Here is a 24,214-nt window from a genome sequence, read left to right as displayed (position 1 = left end):
AGAAACCTGCTCCCCGGCCCGCGCGCCGGGGATACTCATCGTAGAGAAGGATGTGAATTATGCCAAACACGCCATCGCAACATGCTCCGCTGTGGCAGCGCTATCTGACCACCAAAGCACAATCCTCCGCCAGATACGCGCGCGATATCGCCAGTGAAATGGGGATTAGCGAAGCCGAACTGACCGAGGCCCGTCTGGGCCACGATGCTGTACGCCTGCAGGACGACGCGCGCGCGATTCTGGCGGCGCTGGAAGCGGTAGGCGAAACCAAATGCATCTGCCGCAATGAATACGCGGTACATGAACAGGTCGGCGCATTTACTCATCAGCATCTGAGCGGCCACGCCGGGCTGATCCTCAATCCACGCGCCCTCGACCTGCGCCTGTTCCTTAGCCAGTGGGCCAGCGCTTTTCACCTGACCGACAATGGTCGCCAGAGTATTCAGTTCTTCGACGCCCACGGCGATGCGTTGCTCAAGGTTTACACCACCGGAAATACGGATATGGCGGCCTGGGATGCGCTGATTGCCGGGTACCGGCAAAGCGCTCCTGCTCCGCTGACGATTCTTCCGGTCACGGAGGTGAAATTTGCCGATTCCGCCGACGGCGCGGCGCTGGAAAAGGAATGGCGCGCCATGACCGACGTACACCAGTTCTTCGGCCTGCTGAGAAAATATAACCTGTCACGTCAGCAGGCGTTCCGCCTGGTCAGCGATGATCTCGCCTGCCGGATTGAAAAAGAGACACTCCCGGCACTGCTGGACACCATCCACAAGGATGGCAATGAGATCATGATTTTCGTCGGCAACCGTGGCTGCGTGCAGATCTTCACCGGCGTACTGGAAAACGTTGCCCCAATGCGCGGCTGGCTGAATATATTCAATACCGCTTTTACCCTGCATCTGCGCGAAGATAGCGTCGATGAAATCTGGGTAACCCGCAAACCCACGTCCGACGGTCACGTTACCAGCGTCGAGTTGTTCGCGAAAGACGGCACGCAAATCGCCCAGCTATATGGCCAACGCAGCGAAGGCCACCCGGAACAGGCGCAGTGGCGCACGCAGGTTGATCGTTTAACAACCGAAGGGTCGATCGCATGAAGCGCTGGCTGATATTACTTGCGGCGTTTCCGCTGCTGGTCAGCGCCGCCGCCGAGCGGATAGTCTCTCTCGGCGGCGACGTCACGGAGGTGGTTTACGCGCTTGACGCCCAGCCGCAACTGGTGGCCAAAGACAGCACCAGTACCTGGCCTGCTGCCGCGCAGAACCTGCCGGATGTGGGCTATCTGCGCCAGTTGAACGCCGAAGGGATCCTCTCTCTGCGCCCGACGCTGGTCTTAGCCAGCGCGCAGGCACGGCCCTCTCTGGTGCTGAAAAAGGTCGAAGAGAACAAGGTTAAAGTGGTCAGCGTACCGGGCGGCTATGATTTTCCGGCAATCGAGAAAAAGATCGCTGTCATTGCTGACGCCCTCGGCAAACAGCGCGAAGGTGAAGCCTTGCGTCAGCAGCTTCATCGGCAGATAGCGCAAATTCCGTCTCAGCCCATGAATAAACGCGTGCTGTTTATTCTCAGCCACGGCGGCATGAACAGCATGGTGGCCGGTAAACAAACGGCGGCAGACGGCGCGATCAGGGCGGCTGGTCTACAGAACGCGATGCAGGGCTTCGACCATTATCGCAGTATGTCCCAGGAAGGCGTTATCGCCAGTCGGCCGGATCTGGTGGTCATTTCTGCCGATGGTCTGAAAGGGATGGGCGGCGAAACCGGACTGTGGAAGCTGCCGGGACTGGCGCAAACGCCGGCGGGGCGTCATAAGCAGGTGCTGGTGATTGACGATATGGCCCTGCTTGGCTTTGGCCCGCGCACGCCGCAGGCGATACTCGCCCTGCGGCAAAAAGCGGAGCAGTTGCCCTGATGCGATCCCACCCTGCCCGTCATCTGTGGTTAATGACGCTGCTTCTGGTCATCCTGACGCTGTTTGCCACGAGCCTTGGGGCGATGCGTCTGCCATTGAGCAGCCTGCTCCCTGCCGGCGATGAGATCCTGAGAAATATCTGGTTAACCATACGCCTGCCGCGGGTACTGCTGGCGCTGCTGGTGGGGGCTGCGCTGGCGCTCTCCGGCTGCGTGATGCAGGGGCTGTTTCGCAATCCGCTCGCCGATCCAGGGCTTTTAGGGATCAGCAGCGGCGCGGCGCTGGCGGTGGCCTGCTGGCTGGTGCTCCCTCTGTCGCTCCCGGCGCTGGTGGCGCTGTATGCGCCGATGCTGGCGGCGTTTATCGGTAGCGTGGCGGTGATGGTAGTCATTTTTATTCTCAGCCGGGCCGGAGACGCCTCGCTCTCGCGCCTGCTGTTGGTCGGCATTGCCATTAATGCCCTGTGCGGCGCGCTGGTCGGGGTGCTGGCGTGGCTCAGCAATGATAGCCAGTTGCGTCAGCTTTCCTTGTGGGGCATGGGTAGCCTCGGCCAGGCGGAATGGTCCACGCTGCTGGTGGCGGCCACGCTGATGATCCCGGCCGCCATCGTGGTATGGGCAATGGCCTCGCGTCTTAACCTGTTACAGCTGGGCGATGAAGAAGCGCACTATCTCGGCGTTAACGTCCGCGCATTGCAGCGGCTGTTGCTGTTATGCAGCGCACTGCTGGTGGCCTCCGCAGTGGCTATCAGCGGCATTATTGGTTTTATCGGCCTTGTGGTGCCGCATCTGATGCGGATGTGGCTGGGGCCTGACCATCGCGGCCTGATCCCCGGTTCGCTGCTGTGCGGCGCGATACTGCTCCTGCTGGCCGACACCCTGGCGCGCACCGTCGCCGCCCCTGCGGAGATGCCGGTCGGTCTGTTGACCAGCGCGCTCGGCGCGCCGTGGTTCCTGTGGCTCATTTTTCGTCGGGAAAGAGAAATTCATGGATAACCGCTATAGTGCGCGTTCGCTCTCTTTGCGCATCGGTAATCGGCAGATTATTAACGATGTTTCCCTTGAACTGCGTGGCGGCGAAATGATGGCGCTGATTGGCCCTAACGGCGCGGGGAAATCAACCCTGTTGCGTCTGTTAACCGGTTTTTTAACCCCTGACGATGGCGAACGGTTAATCGAGGGACGGCCGCTGGAAAGCTGGTCGGCGCAAGCGCTTTCCCGTCGCCGGGCGGTGATGCTGCAACGTACTCAGCTCCACGCCGACTGGCCGATTGAAACCGTTATCGCCATGGGCCGCTCGCCCTGGGGCAGCACGCCGAACATGGAAATGATCCGCCAGGTGATGAATGAGACCGGCTGTGATCACCTCGCCGGGAGACGCTATCCATCTCTTTCCGGCGGCGAGCAGCAGCGAGTCCAGTTGGCCCGGAGTCTGGCGCAGCTATGGCGCGATGGCGCGCCCGAAGGCTGGCTGTTTCTCGATGAACCCACTTCGGCGCTGGATCTGTACTATCAGCAACATCTTCTGCGCCTGCTCAGGCGTCTGACCCGCAGCGGCAAACTGCATGTCTGTGTGGTCCTGCACGATCTGAATCTCGCGGCGCTCTGGGCCGACCATATTCTGTTGCTGCATCAGGGCAACGTGGTAGCGCAGGGCACGCCGCGGGAAGTGATTCAACAACCGATTATTAGCCGCTGGTATGGGGCGGAGGTAAGTATGGGAGAGCACCCGGATATCGCCGTACCGCAGGTGTATCTGGCGCCGTGAGCAAAAGGGCGCAAGCGTATATAAAGCCCGCTTGCGCCGTTTCAGTGGTTTACTGCGCAGCTTACGGTCTTGACGCGGTCCCATCCGGCGTCCGCGCCATCGTCCATGACGGGATCCCGCCTTCACAGGGATACTTCGCCGCTTTAGCTTCATCTATATCGATTCCCAGGCCCGGCTTATCGTTCACATAAGCGTACCCTAGCTCTATCTCTGGACATCCCGGGAAGACATCACGTAAAGCATCATTCATCGGCGTGTACTCCTGAATGCCGAAGTTTGGCGAGCTCAGATCAAGGTGCATATTTGCGCTGACACCGACCGGCGAGATGTCGCCAGGTCCGTGCCACGCAGTACGCACGCCGTTCAACTCACTGTATACCGCCAGTTTCTTCGCGGGTGTAATGCCGCCGATGGTGCTGACGTGACAACGGATGTAATCGATCAGCTTATTGTCGATTAACGGCTTCCACTCATTCACATTCACAAACAGCTCCCCCATGGAAATCGGCGTGGAAGATTGTTGACGAAGCATTTTGAGCCAGTCGATATTTTCCGGTGCTACCGGGTCTTCAAGGTAAAAAAGTTGATATTGTTCAAGCGTTTTCGCCAGATTAATCGCGGTAACCGGGGTCACTCGCTCATGTACGTCATGTATGAATTCAATACCAAAGCCCAGCTTATTGCGAAGATGGTCAAACAGACGCGGAACACTTTTCGCGTAGGCGTCCGGGTCAAAATAAATACCCAGCGTTTTACTCCGTGGAGAGCGTTTGGGCTGAATATTTTTCGCCCGAGCCAACTGAGTTGCAATCAGCTTTAAATCATCTGTCCCTGCACCGCCATACATCCCCATCTGACAGCGTACATACTGATAACCTTCCTCCATTCGGGCGCGGATATTGTCCTCAACTTCCACCTCATCACCACCATCGGTATGGCAATACAACGGGATACCGTCGCGGCATTTGCCGCCCAACAACTCATAAACCGGCATCCCCGCCAACTTACCTTTAATATCCCACAGAGCCATATCAACGCCGGATAGCGCATTATTCATAATCGGCCCATTACGCCAGTAACCGCTGACCGCACCTGACTGCCAGATATCTTCAATACGCATCGGATCTTTGCCAACGAGAAAAGGCGACATGTACTCATCGATGGCGTTTTTCACCGCGAAGATACGCTGGGTAAATGTCGCACAGCCCAGGCCATACAGCCCTGGTTCGTTGGTTTCGATTTTTACAACGGCCAGATCAATGCCACCGGGCGCCGTCAGAATCGTTTTCACATTGGTGATTTTCAGGTTACTCACTTTAACTCCTTAGTTCCGCGAATTAACTACATGCCATGCAACAAGTCATAATGAAATGGCAACGCTAAATTTGTAGGTTGTCCTACAACTTAGTATTGTTATATCACGCCTGAAAGGTAAGCGTTTCCTCAATGCCCTATTCTGTGACCTCGATCATATCATTGATACAAAATATAAAAAAAATACATTAATAACAATAATATAACTATAAACACTTTATAAGAATGCCTTGCATTTGTGATCATGGTTGCAAATTTATTTTTAGGATGTTGCTTTTATCATTCAAAAAAACAATCTTAAATAAGACAGTCGTCATACAAATAAAGCCAATGAGGAAATGAAATGAGCGCATTATTCGATTTAACGGGGAAAACAGCGCTGGTCACCGGATCGGCACGTGGGCTGGGATTTGCCTATGCGGAAGGGCTCGCCGCTGAGGGCGCAACAGTAATTCTGAACGACATTCGCGATACGCTGCTGACAGAGTCTGTAGAAAAACTGGCAAGTAAAGGGTATCGCGCACACGGCATGGCGTTTGATGTGACAAATGAAGACGCCATTGAAAAAGCCTTTGCAGAGCTTGATGCGCAAAATATCCACGTCGATATTTTGATAAACAATGCCGGTATTCAGTATCGTAAACCGATGGTGGAACTTGAGCTGGAAAACTGGCAAAAGGTGATTGATACCAACCTGACCAGCGCTTTCCTCGTTTCTCGTGCCGCTGCGAAACGGATGATTGCTCGCAATTCCGGAGGGAAAATCATCAATATTGGTTCGCTGACCAGCCAGGCAGCCCGACCGACTGTCGCCCCCTATACAGCGGCGAAAGGCGGCATCAAAATGCTCACCTGCTCCATGGCAGCCGAATGGGCGCAATTTAATATCCAGACTAACGCCATTGGCCCAGGCTATATTCTGACAGATATGAATACCGCGCTTATAGAAGATCAACAGTTCGATAGTTGGGTGAAAAATAGCAACCCATCACAGCGCTGGGGTCACCCAAGTGAATTAATTGGCACCGCTGTTTTTCTGTCATCAAAAGCCTCTGATTATATAAACGGGCAGATTATTTACGTCGATGGCGGCTGGCTGGCGGTGCTGTAATTCGGCAAAGAAATTAACATTTTTGCCTTTAAAATTCCCGGCAAGTTTTTGCATTAAATGTAAAAACCTGCCGACATAACACAGGTATTATTATGAAGGCTTCAAGATCACGACTCTTTATTCTCACATTGTTGTTTATTGTAACGGCAATTAATTATATGGATCGCGCCAATCTTGCAGTTGCCGGCACGAATATCCAGAATGATTTTACGCTAACGCCAACACAGCTCGGTTTACTTTTTTCTATGTTCACCTGGGCTTATGCCGCCAGCCAGATCCCCGTCGGCTACGTTCTCGACCGAATTGGCTCGCGTATTCTTTATGGCGGTGCAATTATATTATGGAGTATATTTACTTTCATGATGGGATTTTCCTCTCATCATTTATTCACTACCACTACTGCTTCATTCGCTATGCTATTAGTGTGCCGCGCATTAATTGGCGTCGCCGAAGCACCATCATTTCCTTCTAATACAAAAATTATTGCTACCTGGTTTCCGGATCATGAACGCGCACGAGCCACGGCCATTTACTCCAGCGCACAATATATCGGTCTGGCTCTGCTGACACCGGCACTATCATTTGTTGTGGCGAATTACGGTTGGGAAATGTCATTCTATTTGTCCGGTGGCGTGGGAATATTGTTTGGCATATACTGGTTAATATACTACCGTGATCCGCAACACAGTACTTCGGCTAATCAAGCAGAGCTCGATTATATCAAGGCCGGTGGTGGTTATGGTTCCGTAAACCAATCTTCCGTCAATACCAAAATAAGCTGGCAGGATATTAAATTCTTTCTCACTAAGAAGACCGTCTGGGGGCTTTTTATTACCCAATTCGCCTGTTCCTCAACGCTCTATTTCTTTCTCACCTGGTTTATTGTCTATCTGGAAAAAGGGCTACATCTTTCTATTTCCAAAGCAGGCATTGGTGCCATGCTCCCCTATATTATGGCAATGCTTGGCGTGTTATGCGGCGGAACACTCAGTGATATGCTATTGAAAAAAGGAAAATCCAGAACATTAGCACGTAAATTACCAGTAATGGCTGGCCTGTGCGTCACCATGATTATTGTCATGGTGAACTTTTTTGAAGATCAACCGATCGTCGCTATTGTTATTCTCTCAATCGCATTTTTCGCCAATGCTTTTTCAAATTTAGGCTGGGTAGTCTGGAGCGATGTCATACCACGTAATTTTCTCGGCACTATGGGGGGAATCCTGAATATATGTGGAAATTTATCTGGTATCGTTAGCCCAATAGTTATCGGCGTTATTCTCGATCGTACGCATAACTTTCATTATGCCATGTGGTATATCGCAGCGGTCGCCGGACTCGGACTGCTGGCTTATATTTTCCTGGTAGGAAAAATCGAAGTTATTTTGCCTGATAACAAGAAGGCAAATAGTAGCAATGACAGCGTAATGCATCCAGCCGCCCCCACAAATAAATAATGAGGAAATCATGAACACTGAGAAAATAACCTGTAATGCATGCCTGGCGCATGCAGAAAAAGATGTTCGTTTTGAATCGCGTGACATTGAATACAGTAATGATGACGTCGTGGTCAAAGTAGCCTGCGGTGGGATCTGTGGCTCTGATATCCATTATTATCAGCATGGTCGCGCTGGCATGTCGATTCTGAAACATCCGATGGTTATCGGACATGAATTTGTCGGCATAGTCGAAAAAATCCCGGCAGGCAGTGAATTAAAGGTTGGTCAGACTGTAGCCATAAACCCCTCCAGCCCGTGTAATCAATGCGAGATGTGCCTTTCAGGCAAGCAAAATATGTGTGGCGCAATGCGCTTTATGGGAAGTGCGCAATTTAACCCTCACGTTAATGGCGGCTTCTCAGAATATGTGGTGGTTAAACCGGAACAATGCATTCCTTATGCTAGTCAGGTTCCGGCAAATGTGATGGCCTTTTCCGAACCTTTAGCCGTCGCCATACACGCGGTAAAAATGGCGGGACAGCTCACCGGGAAACGTGTGTTGGTCATCGGCGCGGGACCTATCGGTTGTCTGATTTTAGCCGCGGCAAAATGTGCTGGTGCTTCTGAACTGGTCGCCTCCGATTTAAGCCCACGGTGTTTGGATCTGGCACGACAGATGGGGGCTACGGCAGTTATGGATCCACGCGACGAAAAACGCGTGACGCATTATCAGCAAAATAGAGGTTACTTTGATGTAGTCTTTGAAGCATCAGGCGCACCAGCAGCTATCACCTCAACGGTGGCGTTCACTCGACCTACGGGAAAGATCGTTCAGGTTGGTATGGGCGCAAATCCGGAGAGTTGGCCAGTTTCAGCAATGTTGGTCAAAGAGATTAATTGGATTGGTTCTTTCCGATTCATCGACGAATTTACGACTGCGGTGAGGTGGCTGGAAGACGGGCGCATTAATCCACGCCCATTAATCAGCGCTGAGTTCTCTCCAGAAAAAATTGAAGAGGCATTGATTACCGCCACCGACAAAAATATTTCTGCTAAGGTCCTCATTCGCTTTGAATAATAGTGACAAGCGCCCGCTCGGGCGCTTTGTTCTTAAAAATGAATTGTTATACAATGCTGTTATTCTCAGCACTTTAATGGACAGCGATTTTGAGCATAAAATCCATTCAAAAACAGAATGTTGTCAGTGAAATTTATGATCAGATAAGCGCAAAACTGCTGGATGGTAGCTGGCCGCCGGGTAGCCGCCTCCCCTCTGAAGCTGAGCTTACCACTTCCTTTAACGTCAGCCGGGTCAGCGTGCGCAGCGCAGTTCAACGTTTTCGCGATCTCGGCATTATCGTCACCCGCCAGGGAAGCGGTAGTTACGTTAGCGATCACTTCACACCGCAAATGCTGAGCAACGATCCTCGCCCTATCATGCATCTTAGCCGAGAAGAGTTTCACGATATGATGATCTTCCGTCAGACCGTGGAATTCAAATGCGTAGAACTGGCCGTCACTCACGCTACCGATGAGGATATTCTCCAGCTTGAACAAGCGCTCAACAATATGCTCATCAACAAAGGCGACTATAAAAAATATTCTGAAGCGGATTACGCTTTCCATCTGGCGATTGTCAAAGCCTCGCACAATAGCGTCTTTTATAACGTAATGAATTCTATCAAAGATATTTATTACTATTATCTTGAAGAACTTAACCGCGCACTGGGCATTACCCTTGAAAGCGTTGAAGCCCATATCAAGGTCTATATGTCGATTAAGAATCGCGATGCCAGCACAGCGGTAAAAGTCCTCAATGAAGCGATGTCGGAAAACGTGACTGCCATTGACAAGATTAAGTCTGAAACGAGCGGTAATTGATGGATGGTTATAGCGAAATCACACCGTAGCCGGTAGCATTACCGGCTACGGTTGAGATGGTTAGCTTAAAAAATTGCCCGATACAGCGCCTTAATCTCTTCCAGACTGGTATCACGCGGGTTACCGCCGGTACATACGTCCGCCAGCGCTGCGGCAGCCAGGGCGTCAATATCGTCCTCTTTCATTCCGACATCGCGCAGACGCGCAGGGATATTCACGTCGCGATTAAGCGCGGCCACCGCGTCAACCGCCGCCTTACGCGCTTCAGCGATCGGTAAGGTCGCCGCCTGTTTATTCCCCAGCGCAACGGCAATATCGCGATATTTCTCACCGGTAAATTCGGCATTGTAGGCCATAATATGCGGTAACAGCACCGCATTCGCGACGCCATGCGGCGTACCGTAGAACGCGCCCAGCGGATGCGCCATGCCATGAACCAGACCAAGCCCGACATTCGAGAAGCCCATCCCGGCAATATATTGCCCCAGCGCCATCCCTTCGGCTCCCTGCGCCTCGCCCCGTACCGAAGCGCGAAGCGAACGGCCAATGACTTCGATAGCCTTCAGGTGCAGCATGTCGGTTAGTTCCCACGCACCTTTAGTGATGTATCCTTCAATCGCGTGAGTCAGCGCATCAACACCGGTCGCGGCTTTCAGGCTGGCGGGCATGCTGGCCATCATCTCAGCATCGATAATCGCCACAACCGGGATATCATGTGGATCATAACAAACAAATTTACGGCGATTCTGAACATCGGTAATGACGTAGTTAATGGTCACTTCCGCCGCCGTACCGGCAGTCGTTGGGATGGCAATCATTGGCACGGCGGCATTTTTCGTGTCTGCACCACCTTCCAGACTGCGAACATCGGCAAATTCGGGATTATTAATGATAATCCCGACCGCTTTACAGGTATCCTGCGGCGAACCGCCACCAATGGCAATCAGATAGTCGGCCCCCGATTGCTTAAAGGCCTCAACGCCCTGCTGCACCACCTCAATCGTCGGATTGGGGATCACTTTATCAAAGATACTATAGGCCAGTCCGGCTCCGTCAAGAATGTCGAATACTTTTGTCGCAACCTTAAAACGAATCAGATCCTCGTCAGTGACCACCAGCGCTTTTTTGAATCCCCGTTTTTTCACTTCATCGACAATGCAGCTAATGGAGCCTGCGCCAAAATAAGAGGTTTCGTTTAAAATCATTCTGTAAGCCATCTTGTACTCCCTCCAGTACACATGTTTAATCACCATAATATTTAGACTTACAGTAACGTGAATGACACGGTAGTTTTATTATTTAATATCAAACAACCCCTCAATCCTCCCGCACTCAAGCTCAGTTAATTCTCATTCACCTTATATTACGGGAAGTTTTTCCAGTATATTGGACATCACTCTCTGCCGTGGTCACAGCGGTCCTGAGTCACAGCTCAGCATATAATCCAACGGGAAGTATTGCTCTCACGCAGTGTTTAATTTGAGCCAGATCACACTGTTATCCCGTGCAGTGAAAGGGATCGCATTTTTACACATAAAACCGGGCTGTAGAGCAGAACGGATCAGACAGAATGAAAGATAGCGTATAGATACCCGTACGCTTTCAGGATGACGTGCGCTACGCACAATAATCAGGCCAGTCCCTGGCCGTCCAATGAACCGTAGTCAGATGCACTCGATGCTGAGCAAAACTCATTGCTACATAACAATAACATGTCACAAACAACCGCCGCATTTTATCAACAGAGTCGGCGTCTACCGGCGCCATCACGAACGCTTTTTATAAGAATTATCTGTTATTATTGATAAATACTTATCAAAATAAGAATTGCCAAAGTAAAAAACGATCTCTTTAAGAGGTGAGACGCACTATTACTAAGAACATTCTCAGTATCTCGCGAGATTTAGCCCCTCAGGCATAATTAATAAATGTAAAAATCAGCTAAATTCCCTCTGTTGATTGCAAACATCCAGGCCTCTTGTTAGTATGGCTTTCAATCAATATATTTATTATAAAAATACCATTTATGATGTTTTTTTATTTTTATTCTAACGACCTGACCATACTTCTCTAGTGGCAATAGCAAATGTCTGACTTTATATATTGACATTTCACATATGTCAGCTAATTCACGAGTAAGTAATCCTTCAGGAGAATGTTCTTTTAGTATGTAAAGAATATGCTCTTGCTCTGGTACGTTCACCCCGGAGAGTTTATTGATACCCATAGCGGTCATCAATACCCTTAAACTCTCAACAGCACGACCAGACCTATGCTGTAAGCCAGGGTTACATAATGAGGTTGCAATCTTCATGCATCAGCTCCTTCTGTCAATTCCAACGAATGACAGTATGGATTGACCACACAAAAACGACAACATTAGCTTAAAAATTCACTTTAAACAGAATATTTATCTAAAAATTACTTTTTTTTATGATAAAAACCCTGATATAAAGAGTGGATTTTTAATTCCGTATGGAGATAAAAATGCGGTTCGATATAGAGGGATTTATTACTTTCGATACAGAGGAAGCTTCTCTGGTCAACTTGTTAACGGGTGATTGTATTGAACTTTCAGCGACATCGACTCGTCTTCTGGCCACCCTGTTGCGGCAGCAGGGAGATATCATTTCACGTATTGATATTTTTCAGGCGGTATTTGAAAAATACGGTGCCAGGCCGTCAAACAGTAATCTTAATCAATACATCTCAACGCTTCGTCGCAGCCTCTCGGACCTTGGCATTGAGAAAAATGTGATTATTACGATACCGCGAATTGGTTTTAAGATTTCTGATGAAATCATTGTCACGACCGACTGCGATTACCACTCATCATTCACCCTTCCGGACATTCCTCCGGAACTCTCCAGAAAAAGACTTATCTGGCGACACCGCAAGACATTATTTTTCGCCCTGATATTATCCGTAAGTATTTTTTTTATCACTTACTCATTTTTCTATAAAAAACAAACCAGCAATCAAACCTTCTATCAGGATAAGTGTAGCATCCACTCTGTCGACGCGCTATCCACAACAGAGTTTCTTGATAATCCTCAAAATGAAAAAATGCTCCCCTCGGAAATTGACTGTTCGACACCTAAGGAGATTTATTTTTTCAAACGAAAAATCAATGATGACCATGGATTAGGACGTTACATGAACATATTTATCCTTGAATGCGATCTTAAACACCAGCAATGCCACAGTTACTATTATAAGGAAATAAAAAATGCGTAAATATCTATTAGCGACTGGCGTTGGCCTGATCATAGCAGTTTCGCTGTTATTTTATTTTTGTCTCAATAACCGCAGTGTATTATCCTGCGAATCGAAGTATGATGTTACTCAGAAAATAAATGAAGATACTTTCCGCGCCGAGGGACTCCTCTCCGCTGAGTTCTCACCGGATGGTCTTTTTATCAATTTTGAAGGATTGATCACCAGTAACGATGAAAAATATATTGTCTCGCGCAGTATTTCTCTCTCATTGAAAAAATATAAAAACAGCCGCACGCTTTTCCACGCGCCGGAAATTAGGATAATTCGTCATAATAATGATAACACGCCAGAAAGCATTGCTCAAAAAATCATCTTTAGTGACCAAAACAATGACAGAATAATCTATATCAATCATATTAATGATGATACTATATTATTCGGTAATCCGGCGTTCCCTCAATATGGCTGCAAGCGTAAATAGTCCATCATTGATTGCGACTTAGAGCCTATCCCACCAGGCGTTATTGGCGCAGACAGTTTGAACACGGCCAGCGCGGAAGAACCGGAGCGTACACGTAGTACGTGAGGATTCTGAGCACTGCCCAGGTTCAAAATGACAAGCAAAATAGACCTAATGGGATAGGCTCTTATCTCATCCGTTTAATATTACAGCGATATCATGACCATACATTTACTCCCGACCTTAGCCAGCATTGCCAATACTATTGATATGATCAATCCGAAACTGAACCTGCATCATATCAGAACCGCGTTTATCGCATCGCATCTGGCCAGTCGGGTTGATCTGTCACCCGCTTTACAGCGCAAAACTGTTCTTGCCGCGCTGGTCCATGATATCGGCGGATTAAATGAAAAATCCCGTCTGGAACCACTGAATTACATTGATGATGAGCGTAACAACCATGCGCTCATCGGGAGCGAATTACTCAGTCGGATTCCGCTTTTTCGTCCACTGAACAAGATAGTTCGCTACCACCATACCCACTGGCGTAACGGTCTGGGGCATTACATAGAAGGGGAACTGGTTCCCGAAGAGAGCCATCTGTTGTTTTTCGCCGATCGACTTGATGTCCTTTACAGTCAACACCGCGCGACCCATATCGCTTTTTTAGGTAAAAAACTCCTTGAAATCGTTAATGCCGGTGCGCACATCCTCTATAAAGAAGAATATATACAAGCATTCAGGACACTCTCGGAAAATAAACATTTCTGGACAGTCATGGCCTCCTCTGACTATCGGGATTACATCAAAGAAATACCCGGAATTCATAACGACACGATCTCACTACATAACCTACGCGATATCGCCAAACTGCTCTCTTTTATCATCGATCAATTCGCTGAGCAAACGCCATGCTATTCCGCAGCCGTGGGACGTATTGCCGGTTATCTGGCGACAAAAATGGGAATGAGCGCAGCGCAAACGCTAAAAGTCGAAATTGGTGGGTTATTGCATAATATTTCTTGTCTCGACCATAGCCCGCCACTGCAACGTTTATCTACTGCGAAGAAAAGTAAACAACCGCTCTATCTTATTGAGGGCATTGACGATATTTCAGAATGGATGATTATGCAAAATAGCCTTAACCCCTATCAATTAAGCAATCCTTGCCTTGAACCCGAAGCGGCGCTGATCGCAATCGGGCGCCAGATAGTTCAAGTCTTCACCAGCACACGAACGGGGGAAAAATCGCTGGCTCAGATCATCAACCATCATCGCGGAGATAAAATGCATCAATTTATTATGTCCCTGGTCGCACAATATTCCTCGCAGATTATGCAGATTTATCAGACGACAGATAAAGAGATAGCAGGGTTAGTGGAACGCATTTCACAACTTACTGACGCCGACAGATAGCAGGCCAGCCTGGTACCTACGGCGATAGTATTCAGGCACACAGCCCGCCGTCCAGCACCAGGGTTTGCCCGGTCATATATTGACTCCCCTCGCCAATTAAAAACGCCACGGCCTGAAGCACATCCTCCGTTTCTCCAAGCCTGCGCAACGGTATGGACTGGCGTAACTCTTTTAATTTTTGAGCGGGTATCTCCTCCAACATTTCCGTGCGAATCAGGCCCGGCGCCAGGCAGTTCACCCGGATGCCAAAGCGCGCCACCTCCAACGCCAGCGAACGGGCCATGCCGCTCATCGCCGCTTTACTTGCGGCGTACGCTGTCTGCCCCACGTTGCCCTTTAGCGCGCTGACCGACGACATCAGCACAAGGGAGCCGCGCCGCTGTACCATCATTGCCGGGAGCAAAGTTCGATTCCAGTTAATCATTGAAATAACGTTGGTTTCCAGCACATCACGCCACTGCGCGGCATGCTGATGAATATGCAATCCATCACGAGCGATCCCCGCGTTGTGGATGATCGCCTCGGGAGCGCCCCACTCGGCCACCAAATCATGCGCCAGACACTCCACGCCTGCTTCATCGTTGCCGTCGCAGGCGTAGCCTTGCACCCAATGGGAGGAATTTTTGTTCTGCTCCTGAGCTGTAATAGCGTGAATAGCGGCTTCGTTGCGCCCGGTGAACACCACGTTCCAGTGTTGCGCTAACCCTGTGACCAGCGCCCGGCCAATACCGCGACTCCCCCCCGTTACCAGTATCCATTTTTGCGCCATATCAGTTGTCCGATCCTTTGCTGATATGCTGACAGAGTTCACCGATAGTCATCCCAGGGTTATGGATAAACCAGTCTGCCTCCAGGGTAATGTTGAATTCACGTTTTGCCAGTACCATCAGCTCAACATAGTCCAGACTATCCAGCTTCAGCCGAACGAGGGGCGTGTTCTCATCCACCTCATCAGGCTCGAGATCTTTGGCATCGCAAAGCATTTCGCAGACTTTTTGCAGAACCTCATCATACGGAATCATAAATTATCCTTATTTATCAATTAATAACTGGACCAACTTTTAGCGTAAGCACATTCGTCATTATCAGGTCATCCCACTGTGCCGCCGCGGCAATACGCACCACTGCTCCCTTGTCCACCTGGCCGACCACCAGCGAGGGCAGCAGCCAGAGCGACAGAGATTCGGGCCAGATCGGCCCCCCTGTGTTCATAAGACGGGTATCGAACACCACTTCCTGATGGGTTTGCAGCACCGGATAATGGGTAAAGATTTGCTGCAACGAGGTTTCCCCCTGACCGAGCAGAACGGCAATGTTCTCCTGGCGCAGCAGCGCTTCATCGCAAATCAACTGGCGGAAGAGCAACGCGTCGAGAAACTGCCACTGCGCAAGATCGGGCCAGGCGCTGTTGAAATAAGATTGCAGGGCAAGTAGCGTCCGGGGGGCAAGCGTGCTGGGCTGCTTTCCCGCCAGCGATTCCGGCTCAGCGGCAAAGCTGAGCTGGCATGACAAACAGGCCTCGCCGCGCTGTGGATCGTTGACTGTCGCGGCGGATAAAATGTGCTTTCTCGCCGCTCCAGGCATTAACAACCAGTCGGTATCGCACCATAGCGGCCTGCGCAAACGAACCCGGCATTTCAGATAACGTCCGGCATCAGACATCAGATAGGGCAACCGCGCCTGGACATCGCGTTTCACGTCCAGCAACGCGCGCATCCCGTGAACGCTCAGCTGACTGCCGCCCATTGCGCGCGCAGCCTCAAGATCGAAGTGGATTGGATTATCATCCCCGGAAAAAGCCGCCCACTGCCGGGCGTCGGCAAGGGTGTAATGAAGCCGCTTCACGCATGTTTCTCCAGCACCAGCGCGGCATTTGCGCCACCGAAACCAAAGCTGAGATTCAGCGCCCGGCGAACCTCGCCCTGACGATGCCCTTCAGGGATATAGTCAAGATCGCATTGCGGATCGGGTTGGGTTAAATGCGCCGTCGCGGGCATGATCCCGGACGCCATCGCCTGCAGGCAGACGATCGTTTCAAAGCTTCCTGCTGCGGCGATCAGATGCCCGGAGTAGGCTTTAGTGCTGGAAACCGGGATCCGGTACGCATATTCACCCAGGGCCTTTTTCAGCGACTGCGTTTCGTTAATATCGTTAAGCGGCGTCGAGGTGCCATGAGCGTTGATATAGTCGAGATCGGCGGGCTGAAGATCCGCGCCGCGCAGCGCCCAGCGGATGGTCTGTTCGCGGGCCACGCAATCTTCCGCCGGGGAGGTAAAATCCACCGCATCGGAAAAATTAGCATAACCGGTGACTTCCGCGAGGATCGTCGCGCCGCGCGCAAGCGCACGCTCACGCTCTTCCAGGCACAGCACCGCTCCCCCCTCCGAAAGTACAAACCCGCTGCGTTGCAGGCTGAACGGGCAGCTGGCACGCTCCGGCGATTCCGTTTCCCGGCTCAGCGCGCCAAGCACATCAATATTCCAGATGGCGCAAACGCTGTTTAATGACTCCCCGGCACCGGCGAGCATCATGCTGGCGCGTCCAAAGCGAATCGCATCATAAGCCTCGCCGATAGCGATGGTGCCGGTGGCACAGGCGGCAACCGGCGTATTTTGATATCCGCGTAAGTTCCACAGTTGACTACAGGCGGCAGTGGTGACATTCGGCATCGAGAAAAAGCAGCTAAAGGGTGAAGAGACGCCTTTTTTCTCAAACTCCGGCACCGCCAGATAGCTTTCATCTAACCCGGCCCAACCGGAACCAATAATCGCGCCGCACATCAGCGGCTCATAAAACGCGGCGGGCTGTTCACCGGCAAAAGCCATCGCCATCGCTTCCCGCGCGGCGGCCAGCGCAAGGCGCGCGTGGCGCGGCAGACGCCGACGAATGACGGCGGGAACGCCCTTCAGACTCGGTTCGTTCGCCACCTGTCCAATAAAATGGGTATGAATACCGTGAGACGAAAGATCCACATAGCGGTAGCCGTATCGATAATCCATGATCGCCTGCCAGCTTTCGGCGGCGCTATCGCCCAGAGGAGTCACTGCGCCATAGCCGGTTATCACTACGCGATAGGGAGGGTTACTGTGACGCATGTCGGGATATCCTCTGTTGCGGGTTATTGCCTCCCTGCGCCAGCCAGAGCTGCAAAGTGGCATAAAGATAGTCGTACTGGTTTTGTGCGAGGCTGTTCTGCACATCAAGCAGCGCATCCTGGGCGTTCAGTAGCGTCTGGTAGTCCACCGCGCCCGCCCGATAGCGACTCGCGGTGAGCGTCAGACGCTGCTGACCCCATTGCAGCGATTGCAACAAACGATCGCGCTGCTCGTCGGCGTTAAGCCGTTTTTCCATGGCGTTATCCACTTCCGACAGCGCGGTATAGGCCGTCGTGCGGAAATTCACCGCCTCCTGCTGTACCTTGACGCTGGCCTGCGCCACGGTGAGCTGTACCGTATTCCACTGAATAAAGGGGGCGCCGACGCTGCCGCCGACAACCCGTAGCGGATCGCTAAACCACTGGCGAAAAATCTGGCTCCCGGCGCTGAGGGTTCCCTGTAGCGAAAGGGTGGGATAGAAGCTCAGCCGCGCGGCATCCGACCCTGCCAGCGCCGCGCGCAGACGGGACTCCGCCGCCTGCAGGTCGGGTCGGCTGGCGAGCGCCGCCAGCGGGGTTGCGGAATCAATGGCGATACGCTGGCGAACATCCAGCCCGGGGGCTTCATCGCTATGCTGGGCGGGTGGTCGGTTAAGCAGCAGCGCCAGCGCGTTGCGTGCCAGTGCCCGCTGCTGTTGCAGGGCAAGCCGTTCATTCTGGCGGCTAATGAGCGTCTGCCGGGCCTGCAGCACATCAAGCCGCCCGACCTTCCCTGCCCGCTGCCAGGACTCAATCTGCGCCAGCGTCTGTCTGGCAATGTCCAGGCTAACCGTCTGATACGCCATCTGTTGATTCAGCAGAGCGATATTCCAGTAAAGCTGCGCAGTGGTACCAATGGTTGACAGGATTGTCGCCCGGTAGTCCTGTTCGCTGGCAATCGCTTCCCACTCGCTTTGTTCGCGAACCCGCGCCAGCTTGCCCCAGAGATCCAGTTCATAGCTTAATGACAAGGAGGCGCTGTAACTCTCCTGCGAACGTCCGCTATTTAACGCTTTTGAATGCGTACCACTGCCGTTGAGCGTCGCCTCAGGGCTGATATTCGTCCCGGTGAGCCCGGCTGAAATACGCGCCTGTTTTAGCGTTAACGCGGCAGCGGCCAGATCGTTGTTACTTTCCAGCACCTGACCGATCACCCGCGACAGCCGCTCGTCGCCGAAACGATCCCACCAGCGTCCCGCGTTCTCCTGTGAAGACGTCATACTCAGCGCCTCCGTCCGCTGCCAGTGTGCAGGCACCGACAGCAGCGGACGCTGATAATCGCTGCGGGTCAGGTTCCCGCAGCCGGTGAGCAGGATTATCAACATCAATAAAAGAGAGGATCTCATTCGCGTGCCAACGCCTCCGTCGGATTAAGCCGCGCGGCTCTGCGCGCCGGGAAATACCCGAACGTCAGGCCAATCAGGGCGGAAAAACCGCAGGCCATCACCACCGGTCGCCAGGTGAAGACCATCGAAAACGCCTGCGTCAGCAGCGCAAACAGGTTACCGGCGACCCAGGAGCCTAACACCCCCGTCAGCCCGCCGAGTGCGCAAATCATCACCGCCTCAATCAAGAACTGATGCATAATGTCGGACGGACGGGCGCCCACCGACAGGCGAATACCAATCTCATGGATTCGCTCGGTAACCGACACCAGCATGATATTCATTACCCCGACGCCGCCGACCAACAGCGAAATCGCGGCAATCGCGGTGATCAGCAGCGACATCGAGTCAGAGGTTTTTTGCAGCGTGCTGGCAAGCTGTTCGTCAGTCTGGACAAAGAAATCCTTTTTACCGTGTTCGCGAATAAGATGCCTTTCCGCACGCCGCGCGGCCTCCTGCGGCGATAGCGTCTCCGGAAAGCGCAGCGTGAGCGCCTCCATCGGCTTATCGCCGGAAATCCGCTGCAGAAGCGAGGTGTAGGGGATCCACGCCGACATAAATCCACTGACCACCTTCGGCCCCGGTTTGCTGGCAATACCGATCACCCGCCACGGCGCGCCGGCGATTTGCACAATTTTCCCCAACGGATCTTCATTGCCCGGAAACAGCGTCTCTTTGCTGGTTTCATCCAGTACCAGCACCGGCTCCCGATCATTGACATCGCGGTGAGTAAAACCGTTGCCATGAATAAAACGGATCCCCTGCAATGAGAAATAGTCGGCGGAAACCCCGGAGAGAATAATTGAGGAGTCAAATCCCTGACGCACCGCGGTCGTCATGCTGGAGACAACGGGCGACACGCCGAGCACCCAGGGCTGCTGGCTGAAGCTGGCGATATCTTCCAGCGACAGCGCCCGTTCCATATCCGGACGCTTGCTGCCCCAACCGGTACCGGGGCGGATTTCAAGAGTGGTGTTACCCAGCTTACCTATCTCGTCCATGATGGTCCGCCGGGCGCCTTCGCCTACCGCCATGGAGGAGACCACCGATGAGATACCGATGATAATGCCAAGCATCGACAGAAAGGCGCGCATTCGATGGCCCAGCAACGCGCGCCACGCCATCCGTACTGACTCCGCCACGCTGCGAGAAAGAGAAGCCCGGCCGTTATCCTGTACCGCAGGCAGCAATTGAATGTCATCATTATCACGCGCGGAATAGCGATTATCGGCGACGATCTGTCCATCGCTGATCTCGACGATCCGCTGCGCCTGCTGCGCCACTTCGCGGTCATGGGTGACGATAATCACCGTGTGCCCGTCGGCGTTGAGCTGGTGCAGAACATCCATCAGCGCCCGGCCGCTGACGCTATCCAGCGCCCCGGTAGGTTCATCGGCGAGAATAATCTGCGCGCCGTTTATCAGCGCCCGACAGACGCTGACCCGCTGCTGCTGCCCGCCGGAAAGCTGCGCCGGTTTATGCTGTAAACGCGCATCAATCCCCAATTTTTCCGCCAGTAGCGCGATTCGCGCCTGGCGTTCAGCGGCGGGCATAGCGGTATAGAGTGCGGGGACAGCGATATTCTCTTCCGCCGTCAGATAAGGCATCAGGTGATAGCGCTGAAAAATAAAGCCCAGCCAGCGGCTGCGCAACTCCGCCAGCACCGCGCTATTGGCCTGATGAGCGGCGATCCCATTAATATAAACCTCGCCGCTGCTGGGCTTATCCAGGCAGCCGATAATGTTCATCAGCGTTGATTTACCCGAACCGGAAGCTCCCATGATCGCCACCATTTCGCCGGGCATAATGGTCAGCGAGACCGATTTCAGCACCGGGATCGTCTGCGTCCCGGCGGCAAAATGACGGGTAACGTTGTGCAGGACAATTAACGGATTCGTCATCAGCCAGGCCCCGCGTCCTGCGGGATCACCACCCGTTCGCCGGGCCGCAATCCTTCAAGCACCTGCGCATACTGGCGATCGTTAATCCCGATACGCACGGTTCGCTCCTCGCTGCCGTTCTCCTTTTCCACCCTCACCAGGTAGCGCTCATCACCGAGAGCACGCCCCAGCGCGGCGACCGGCACCCGCAGTACATCTTTCACCTGGGCGATACGGATAAACACCTGGGCGGTCATTGAGGTTTTCAGCAATCGCTGACGGTTATCCACCTCAAAGGTGCCGTTATAGTAAATCGCGCTGCTTTGCTGATTACTGACAAAAGCAGCGCTATTTTGTTCTTCCAGCGCCTCCTGCGGGGCGGGCTGGACATAGCCAAGCTGCCCCTCATAGCGCGTCTGCGGATCGGCAATCACATAAAACCACAGTGGCTGTCCCGGATGGATTTTCTGGATATCCGCTTCAGAAATACGCGTTTGTACCTGCATTTTATCAAGGTCGGCGAGCACCAGAATGGTCGGTGCGATTTGCGAGGAAACAATGGTTTGCCCCTCACGGGTAACAATCCCCAGCACTTCACCATCCATAGGGGCGAGAATGCGGGTGTAGCCGAGGTTAGCTTTGGCGGTCTGTACGCTCATTTCCGCCTGCACAATCTGCGCCTCATTGACCGCAACCTGCTGAACCTGGGCGGCATACTGCGCCTGCGCCTGTTCGAGATCGCTGTTTACCCCGGATCCCTCGCGATTCATGGCCTGTTCCCGCGCCAGCGCTTTGCGGTACTGCTCCAGCATGGCCTCCGAGGCGAGTTTTTGCGCCCTGGCGCTGGCCAGTTGCGCGGTAGCGTTGCGTAACTCCGAAAGCTGCAGCGTCGGGTCGATTTCAGCCAATAGCTGCCCCTTTTTCACCCGTTCGCCCTGACGTACATACAGCTTGCGTAGCTGACCGCTAACCTGAGCGCCGACGCGCACCTGGACCGCAGGTTTGATAATGCCGCTTGCCAGCACCACCTTTTCGATATCCCCGCGATCGAGCGCGACGCTATAGAGTGACTCGTCCTGCAGCGGAAACGAACGCGGGTATAAAACCGCAACGATAATGATCGCCATCGCGGTCAGCGCAAGCAGTAACGTTTTACGGCGACGTAAAAATCCTCGCATCATCGGCCTGGTGCTCCCTGCCCGATATCCCGCAATTCGCCGTCATGCAGACAATAAACTCGCGTGAAATGATGTAAAATCGGCGCGCTGTGGGTCACCACAATCAGCGTTTTTCCCTGTTCACGACAGTGCTGGCACAACGCTGCGATCACCGTCTCGGCGGTTGCATCATCAAGATTGGCGGTCGGCTCATCAAACAGCAAAATAGGCCGTGTGCTGTAGAGCGCCCTTGCCAGCATCAGCCGCTGACGCTGGCCTAAAGAGAGCGCGGAATGGCTTTCGCGGATCAGCGCCTCCATGCCTCCCGGCAACGCCTGAACCACCGGTCCCAGCGCCATTTTCGTCAGTAACGCTTCCACTCGCCCGCGATCGCTGTCGCTATACCATGGGTCAAATAAAGTGATGTTTTGCAGCACAGAGGCATTAAACAGAATATCTTCCTGACTCTGTAACCACACTTGCAAGGCCAGCTGCTGCGCACTCGCCTCATCGTTGTTCAACAAAATTCGTCCATGTTGCGCGGAAAACAGTCCGGCCATCAGGCGCAGCAAGGTGCTCTTTCCTGCGCCTGAGTCGCCAACGATCGCCACCTGATCCCCCGGTTCCAGAATCAGATCAACGGCGTTCAGCACCGTTCTCCGCGGATCGTAGTGAAAGCTCACCTGCTCGAACGCCAGCCGCGGCGCCTCATCCACGCAGAGCGGTGAAAATACCGGCGATGCAGCATCGCGTTTTGTAAACAGGCTTCGGGCACGGGTGTCAATGACATGCAGCTGTGATTTGCGGATCACGGCATAGAACAGCCGCGTGACGTAGGAGGTAAAAATCTGCCGTAAGAAGCTGTAGGCGAAGAAGTCGCCCAGCGAGATCTGTTTAGCCTGTACCAACGGCAGCACCACCAGCATAAAAACCACCATCTCAAGGCTTCCGGTCAGTTGATACAGCCCCTCTTTGACTTGCTGATACACTTTCTGCCGCTGAAGACAACGAAAAAGGTCATAAGAAAAGCGGGCAAACTGTGCTTTGCGCTGCGTTTCCAGTCCGGCGGTTTTGATGGTTAACACTCCTTGCAACGTTTCCATCAAAAAGTCATTCAGCGTCGCGCTTTTGAGCTGTAGCTGCTGGGTATACCAGCGGTCGCGGAATATCGCCCAGACGCTAATCAGCCCCATCACCACGATGCCAACAGCAGAAATTAGCGCCAGCACCGGTGAGATCCAGAACATAATGCCGATCGCGATGACGCAAATAATCCAGTCCGAGCGCAGTCCGTTATCCAGCTCGATTTTTTGCATCATCCCTCCCTGCCAGGCAATAAAGCGACTAAAAATATCCCCCGGCGCGCGTTTTTCAAAAAAACGCAGCGGGTTATTCAGCAATCTGGAAAAACCGATGTCGCTATTGAGCAATACAAAACGGCGAATGAAACGTTCGCTAATCACCCTGACGCCTAACGCCAACAATGTGGAAACGACAAAGGCGAGGATGAACCACAGGTAAGGAAATTGTGCGTTCCCGACGTCAGAAAAAGCCTGATTAATTGCGTGGCTGACCATCGTCGGCATTAAAAACAGCGTCAGCGAGACCAGAAACGTTAATAGCATCAGCGTGTAAATTCCCGGTACCGCCGCCGTCTCCTTCAGGCTCATCGCCCCTGGCATCGCTTGCTGAACATCAGCGATAGCCGATGGGGACATAACGCCTGCGGAAGGAGACTCTTCGAGGATCAGCGCATAGCCGCTGATCTCCTTTTTTAACGCCGAGAATGGCAACCACTGTTGGCCAATCGCCGGGTTCATCACGCAGACGTAATCGCCTTTGTGCCACGCCAGCAGGACATAGTGGCTGGCGCCATAGTGCAAAATGGACGGGAACGGCAGCGCATGAATTTCATCATGATCGAACAGGACCGGAACGGTAGCGATCCCGAGCTGTTGCAGAATAGCAGATAAATCGCTCAACGATGTCCCGTGATCGGATGCCGGGAATATTTCCCGCAATGCCGGGAGCGAGCACGGAATATTTTGCGTTTGCGCCAGCATGGCAATACAGGAGAGGCCGCACTCATTGCTCTCTTCCTGAAAAACCATATCAGGGATAATTGTTTTCATTA

22 protein-coding genes are annotated in these 24,214 nt (G+C 52.6%); 11 read left to right on the top strand and 11 right to left on the bottom strand.

Annotation, left to right across the window (positions count from 1 at the left end; translation table 11 throughout):
• The first annotated feature begins 59 nt into the window (after positions 1–59).
• From ABK821_RS01970 to ABK821_RS01955, 4 genes are read left to right on the top strand one after another with little or no spacing between them, the layout of a single operon-like run.
• Positions 60–1,100, top strand: a complete 1,041-nt coding sequence (locus ABK821_RS01970; RefSeq protein WP_138359801.1) for a hemin-degrading factor — start codon at positions 60–62, stop codon at positions 1,098–1,100.
• Positions 1,097–1,915: an ABC transporter substrate-binding protein gene (locus tag ABK821_RS01965; RefSeq protein WP_343178610.1), complete on the top strand. Its 819-nt coding sequence runs from the start codon at positions 1,097–1,099 to the stop codon at positions 1,913–1,915. The genes ABK821_RS01970 and ABK821_RS01965 overlap by 4 nt, the downstream gene beginning before the upstream one ends.
• Positions 1,915–2,910, top strand: coding sequence for an iron ABC transporter permease (locus tag ABK821_RS01960; RefSeq protein ID WP_343178611.1), 996 nt, complete (start codon positions 1,915–1,917; stop codon positions 2,908–2,910). The genes ABK821_RS01965 and ABK821_RS01960 overlap by 1 nt, the downstream gene beginning before the upstream one ends.
• Complete coding sequence (locus ABK821_RS01955; protein WP_138359804.1) at positions 2,903–3,682, top strand: heme ABC transporter ATP-binding protein; 780 nt, start codon at positions 2,903–2,905, stop codon at positions 3,680–3,682. Before ABK821_RS01960 ends, ABK821_RS01955 begins: the two co-directional genes overlap by 8 nt.
• 61 nt (positions 3,683–3,743) lie before the next feature.
• Here the strand turns inward: ABK821_RS01955 and ABK821_RS01950 are convergent, their stop codons facing one another.
• On the bottom strand, positions 3,744–4,997 hold the full coding sequence (locus tag ABK821_RS01950; protein WP_343178612.1) for an enolase C-terminal domain-like protein: 1,254 nt from the start codon (positions 4,995–4,997) through the stop codon (positions 3,744–3,746).
• Between the two features lie 342 nt (positions 4,998–5,339).
• Here ABK821_RS01950 and ABK821_RS01945 point away from each other — a divergent pair, with 342 nt between their 5' ends.
• The 4 genes from ABK821_RS01945 to ABK821_RS01930 all read left to right on the top strand — a co-directional run bounded on the left by ABK821_RS01945 (position 5,340) and on the right by ABK821_RS01930 (position 9,427).
• Positions 5,340–6,107 carry an SDR family oxidoreductase gene (locus ABK821_RS01945; RefSeq protein WP_138359806.1) on the top strand — a complete coding sequence of 256 codons (768 nt, stop codon included), beginning with the start codon at positions 5,340–5,342 and terminating at the stop codon, positions 6,105–6,107.
• Between the two features lie 92 nt (positions 6,108–6,199).
• Positions 6,200–7,564: an MFS transporter gene (locus ABK821_RS01940; RefSeq protein ID WP_138359807.1), complete on the top strand. Its 1,365-nt coding sequence runs from the start codon at positions 6,200–6,202 to the stop codon at positions 7,562–7,564.
• Between the two features lie 10 nt (positions 7,565–7,574).
• The gene (gene idnD, locus ABK821_RS01935; RefSeq protein ID WP_138359808.1) at positions 7,575–8,624 is read left to right on the top strand and encodes an L-idonate 5-dehydrogenase; all 1,050 of its coding nucleotides are present in this window, start codon (positions 7,575–7,577) and stop codon (positions 8,622–8,624) included.
• An 89-nt stretch (positions 8,625–8,713) separates the two neighbouring features.
• Positions 8,714–9,427, top strand: a complete 714-nt coding sequence (locus ABK821_RS01930) for a FadR/GntR family transcriptional regulator (RefSeq protein ID WP_138359809.1) — start codon at positions 8,714–8,716, stop codon at positions 9,425–9,427.
• A 65-nt stretch (positions 9,428–9,492) separates the two neighbouring features.
• Here ABK821_RS01930 and fucO read toward each other — a convergent pair whose 3' ends face one another.
• Both fucO and ABK821_RS01920 read right to left on the bottom strand, forming a co-directional pair.
• A complete protein-coding gene (gene fucO / locus ABK821_RS01925; RefSeq protein ID WP_138359810.1) occupies positions 9,493–10,644 on the bottom strand; it encodes a lactaldehyde reductase in 1,152 nt (383 codons plus the stop codon).
• 776 nt (positions 10,645–11,420) lie between these two features.
• The gene (locus ABK821_RS01920; RefSeq protein ID WP_138359811.1) at positions 11,421–11,741 is read right to left on the bottom strand and encodes a FaeA/PapI family transcriptional regulator; all 321 of its coding nucleotides are present in this window, start codon (positions 11,739–11,741) and stop codon (positions 11,421–11,423) included.
• A gap of 173 nt (positions 11,742–11,914) precedes the next feature.
• Here ABK821_RS01920 and ABK821_RS01915 point away from each other — a divergent pair, with 173 nt between their 5' ends.
• From ABK821_RS01915 to ABK821_RS01905, 3 genes are all read left to right on the top strand, one after another.
• Positions 11,915–12,664 carry a helix-turn-helix domain-containing protein gene (locus ABK821_RS01915; protein WP_138359812.1) on the top strand — a complete coding sequence of 250 codons (750 nt, stop codon included), beginning with the start codon at positions 11,915–11,917 and terminating at the stop codon, positions 12,662–12,664.
• Positions 12,657–13,127 carry a hypothetical protein gene (locus ABK821_RS01910; protein ID WP_343178613.1) on the top strand — a complete coding sequence of 157 codons (471 nt, stop codon included), beginning with the start codon at positions 12,657–12,659 and terminating at the stop codon, positions 13,125–13,127. Before ABK821_RS01915 ends, ABK821_RS01910 begins: the two co-directional genes overlap by 8 nt.
• Positions 13,128–13,325: 198 nt before the next feature.
• Positions 13,326–14,525: an HD domain-containing protein gene (locus ABK821_RS01905; RefSeq protein ID WP_138359814.1), complete on the top strand. Its 1,200-nt coding sequence runs from the start codon at positions 13,326–13,328 to the stop codon at positions 14,523–14,525.
• Between the two features lie 31 nt (positions 14,526–14,556).
• Here the strand turns inward: ABK821_RS01905 and ABK821_RS01900 are convergent, their stop codons facing one another.
• From ABK821_RS01900 to ABK821_RS01865, 8 genes are read right to left on the bottom strand one after another with little or no spacing between them, the layout of a single operon-like run.
• The gene (locus tag ABK821_RS01900) at positions 14,557–15,294 is read right to left on the bottom strand and encodes an SDR family NAD(P)-dependent oxidoreductase (RefSeq protein WP_138359815.1); all 738 of its coding nucleotides are present in this window, start codon (positions 15,292–15,294) and stop codon (positions 14,557–14,559) included.
• Position 15,295: 1 nt separating this feature from the next.
• The gene (locus ABK821_RS01895) at positions 15,296–15,547 is read right to left on the bottom strand and encodes an acyl carrier protein (protein ID WP_138359816.1); all 252 of its coding nucleotides are present in this window, start codon (positions 15,545–15,547) and stop codon (positions 15,296–15,298) included.
• Between the two features lie 16 nt (positions 15,548–15,563).
• Positions 15,564–16,370 carry a MaoC family dehydratase gene (locus tag ABK821_RS01890; protein WP_308564455.1) on the bottom strand — a complete coding sequence of 269 codons (807 nt, stop codon included), beginning with the start codon at positions 16,368–16,370 and terminating at the stop codon, positions 15,564–15,566.
• On the bottom strand, positions 16,367–17,620 hold the full coding sequence (locus ABK821_RS01885) for a beta-ketoacyl-[acyl-carrier-protein] synthase family protein (protein ID WP_343178614.1): 1,254 nt from the start codon (positions 17,618–17,620) through the stop codon (positions 16,367–16,369). Before ABK821_RS01885 ends, ABK821_RS01890 begins: the two co-directional genes overlap by 4 nt.
• Positions 17,607–19,004, bottom strand: a complete 1,398-nt coding sequence (locus ABK821_RS01880) for a TolC family protein (RefSeq protein WP_343178615.1) — start codon at positions 19,002–19,004, stop codon at positions 17,607–17,609. Before ABK821_RS01880 ends, ABK821_RS01885 begins: the two co-directional genes overlap by 14 nt.
• Positions 19,001–20,944 (bottom strand): ABC transporter permease, encoded by a 1,944-nt coding sequence (locus ABK821_RS01875; protein ID WP_343178616.1) that lies wholly within the window; start codon positions 20,942–20,944, stop codon positions 19,001–19,003. The genes ABK821_RS01880 and ABK821_RS01875 overlap by 4 nt, the downstream gene beginning before the upstream one ends.
• Positions 20,944–22,104, bottom strand: a complete 1,161-nt coding sequence (locus tag ABK821_RS01870; protein WP_308564464.1) for an efflux RND transporter periplasmic adaptor subunit — start codon at positions 22,102–22,104, stop codon at positions 20,944–20,946. Before ABK821_RS01870 ends, ABK821_RS01875 begins: the two co-directional genes overlap by 1 nt.
• Entirely contained in the window at positions 22,101–24,212 is a 2,112-nt protein-coding gene (locus ABK821_RS01865; protein WP_343178617.1) for an ATP-binding cassette domain-containing protein, read from the bottom strand. Before ABK821_RS01865 ends, ABK821_RS01870 begins: the two co-directional genes overlap by 4 nt.
• Between the last annotated feature and the right edge of the window lie 2 nt (positions 24,213–24,214).

The sequence above is a fragment of the Klebsiella sp. KE9456 genome, assembly GCF_043832615.1.
Classification (GTDB): Bacteria; Pseudomonadota; Gammaproteobacteria; order Enterobacterales; family Enterobacteriaceae; genus Klebsiella; species Klebsiella indica.
Note: the sequence above shows the minus strand (reverse complement) of the source record. Positions and strands in the feature narration are given on the sequence as shown.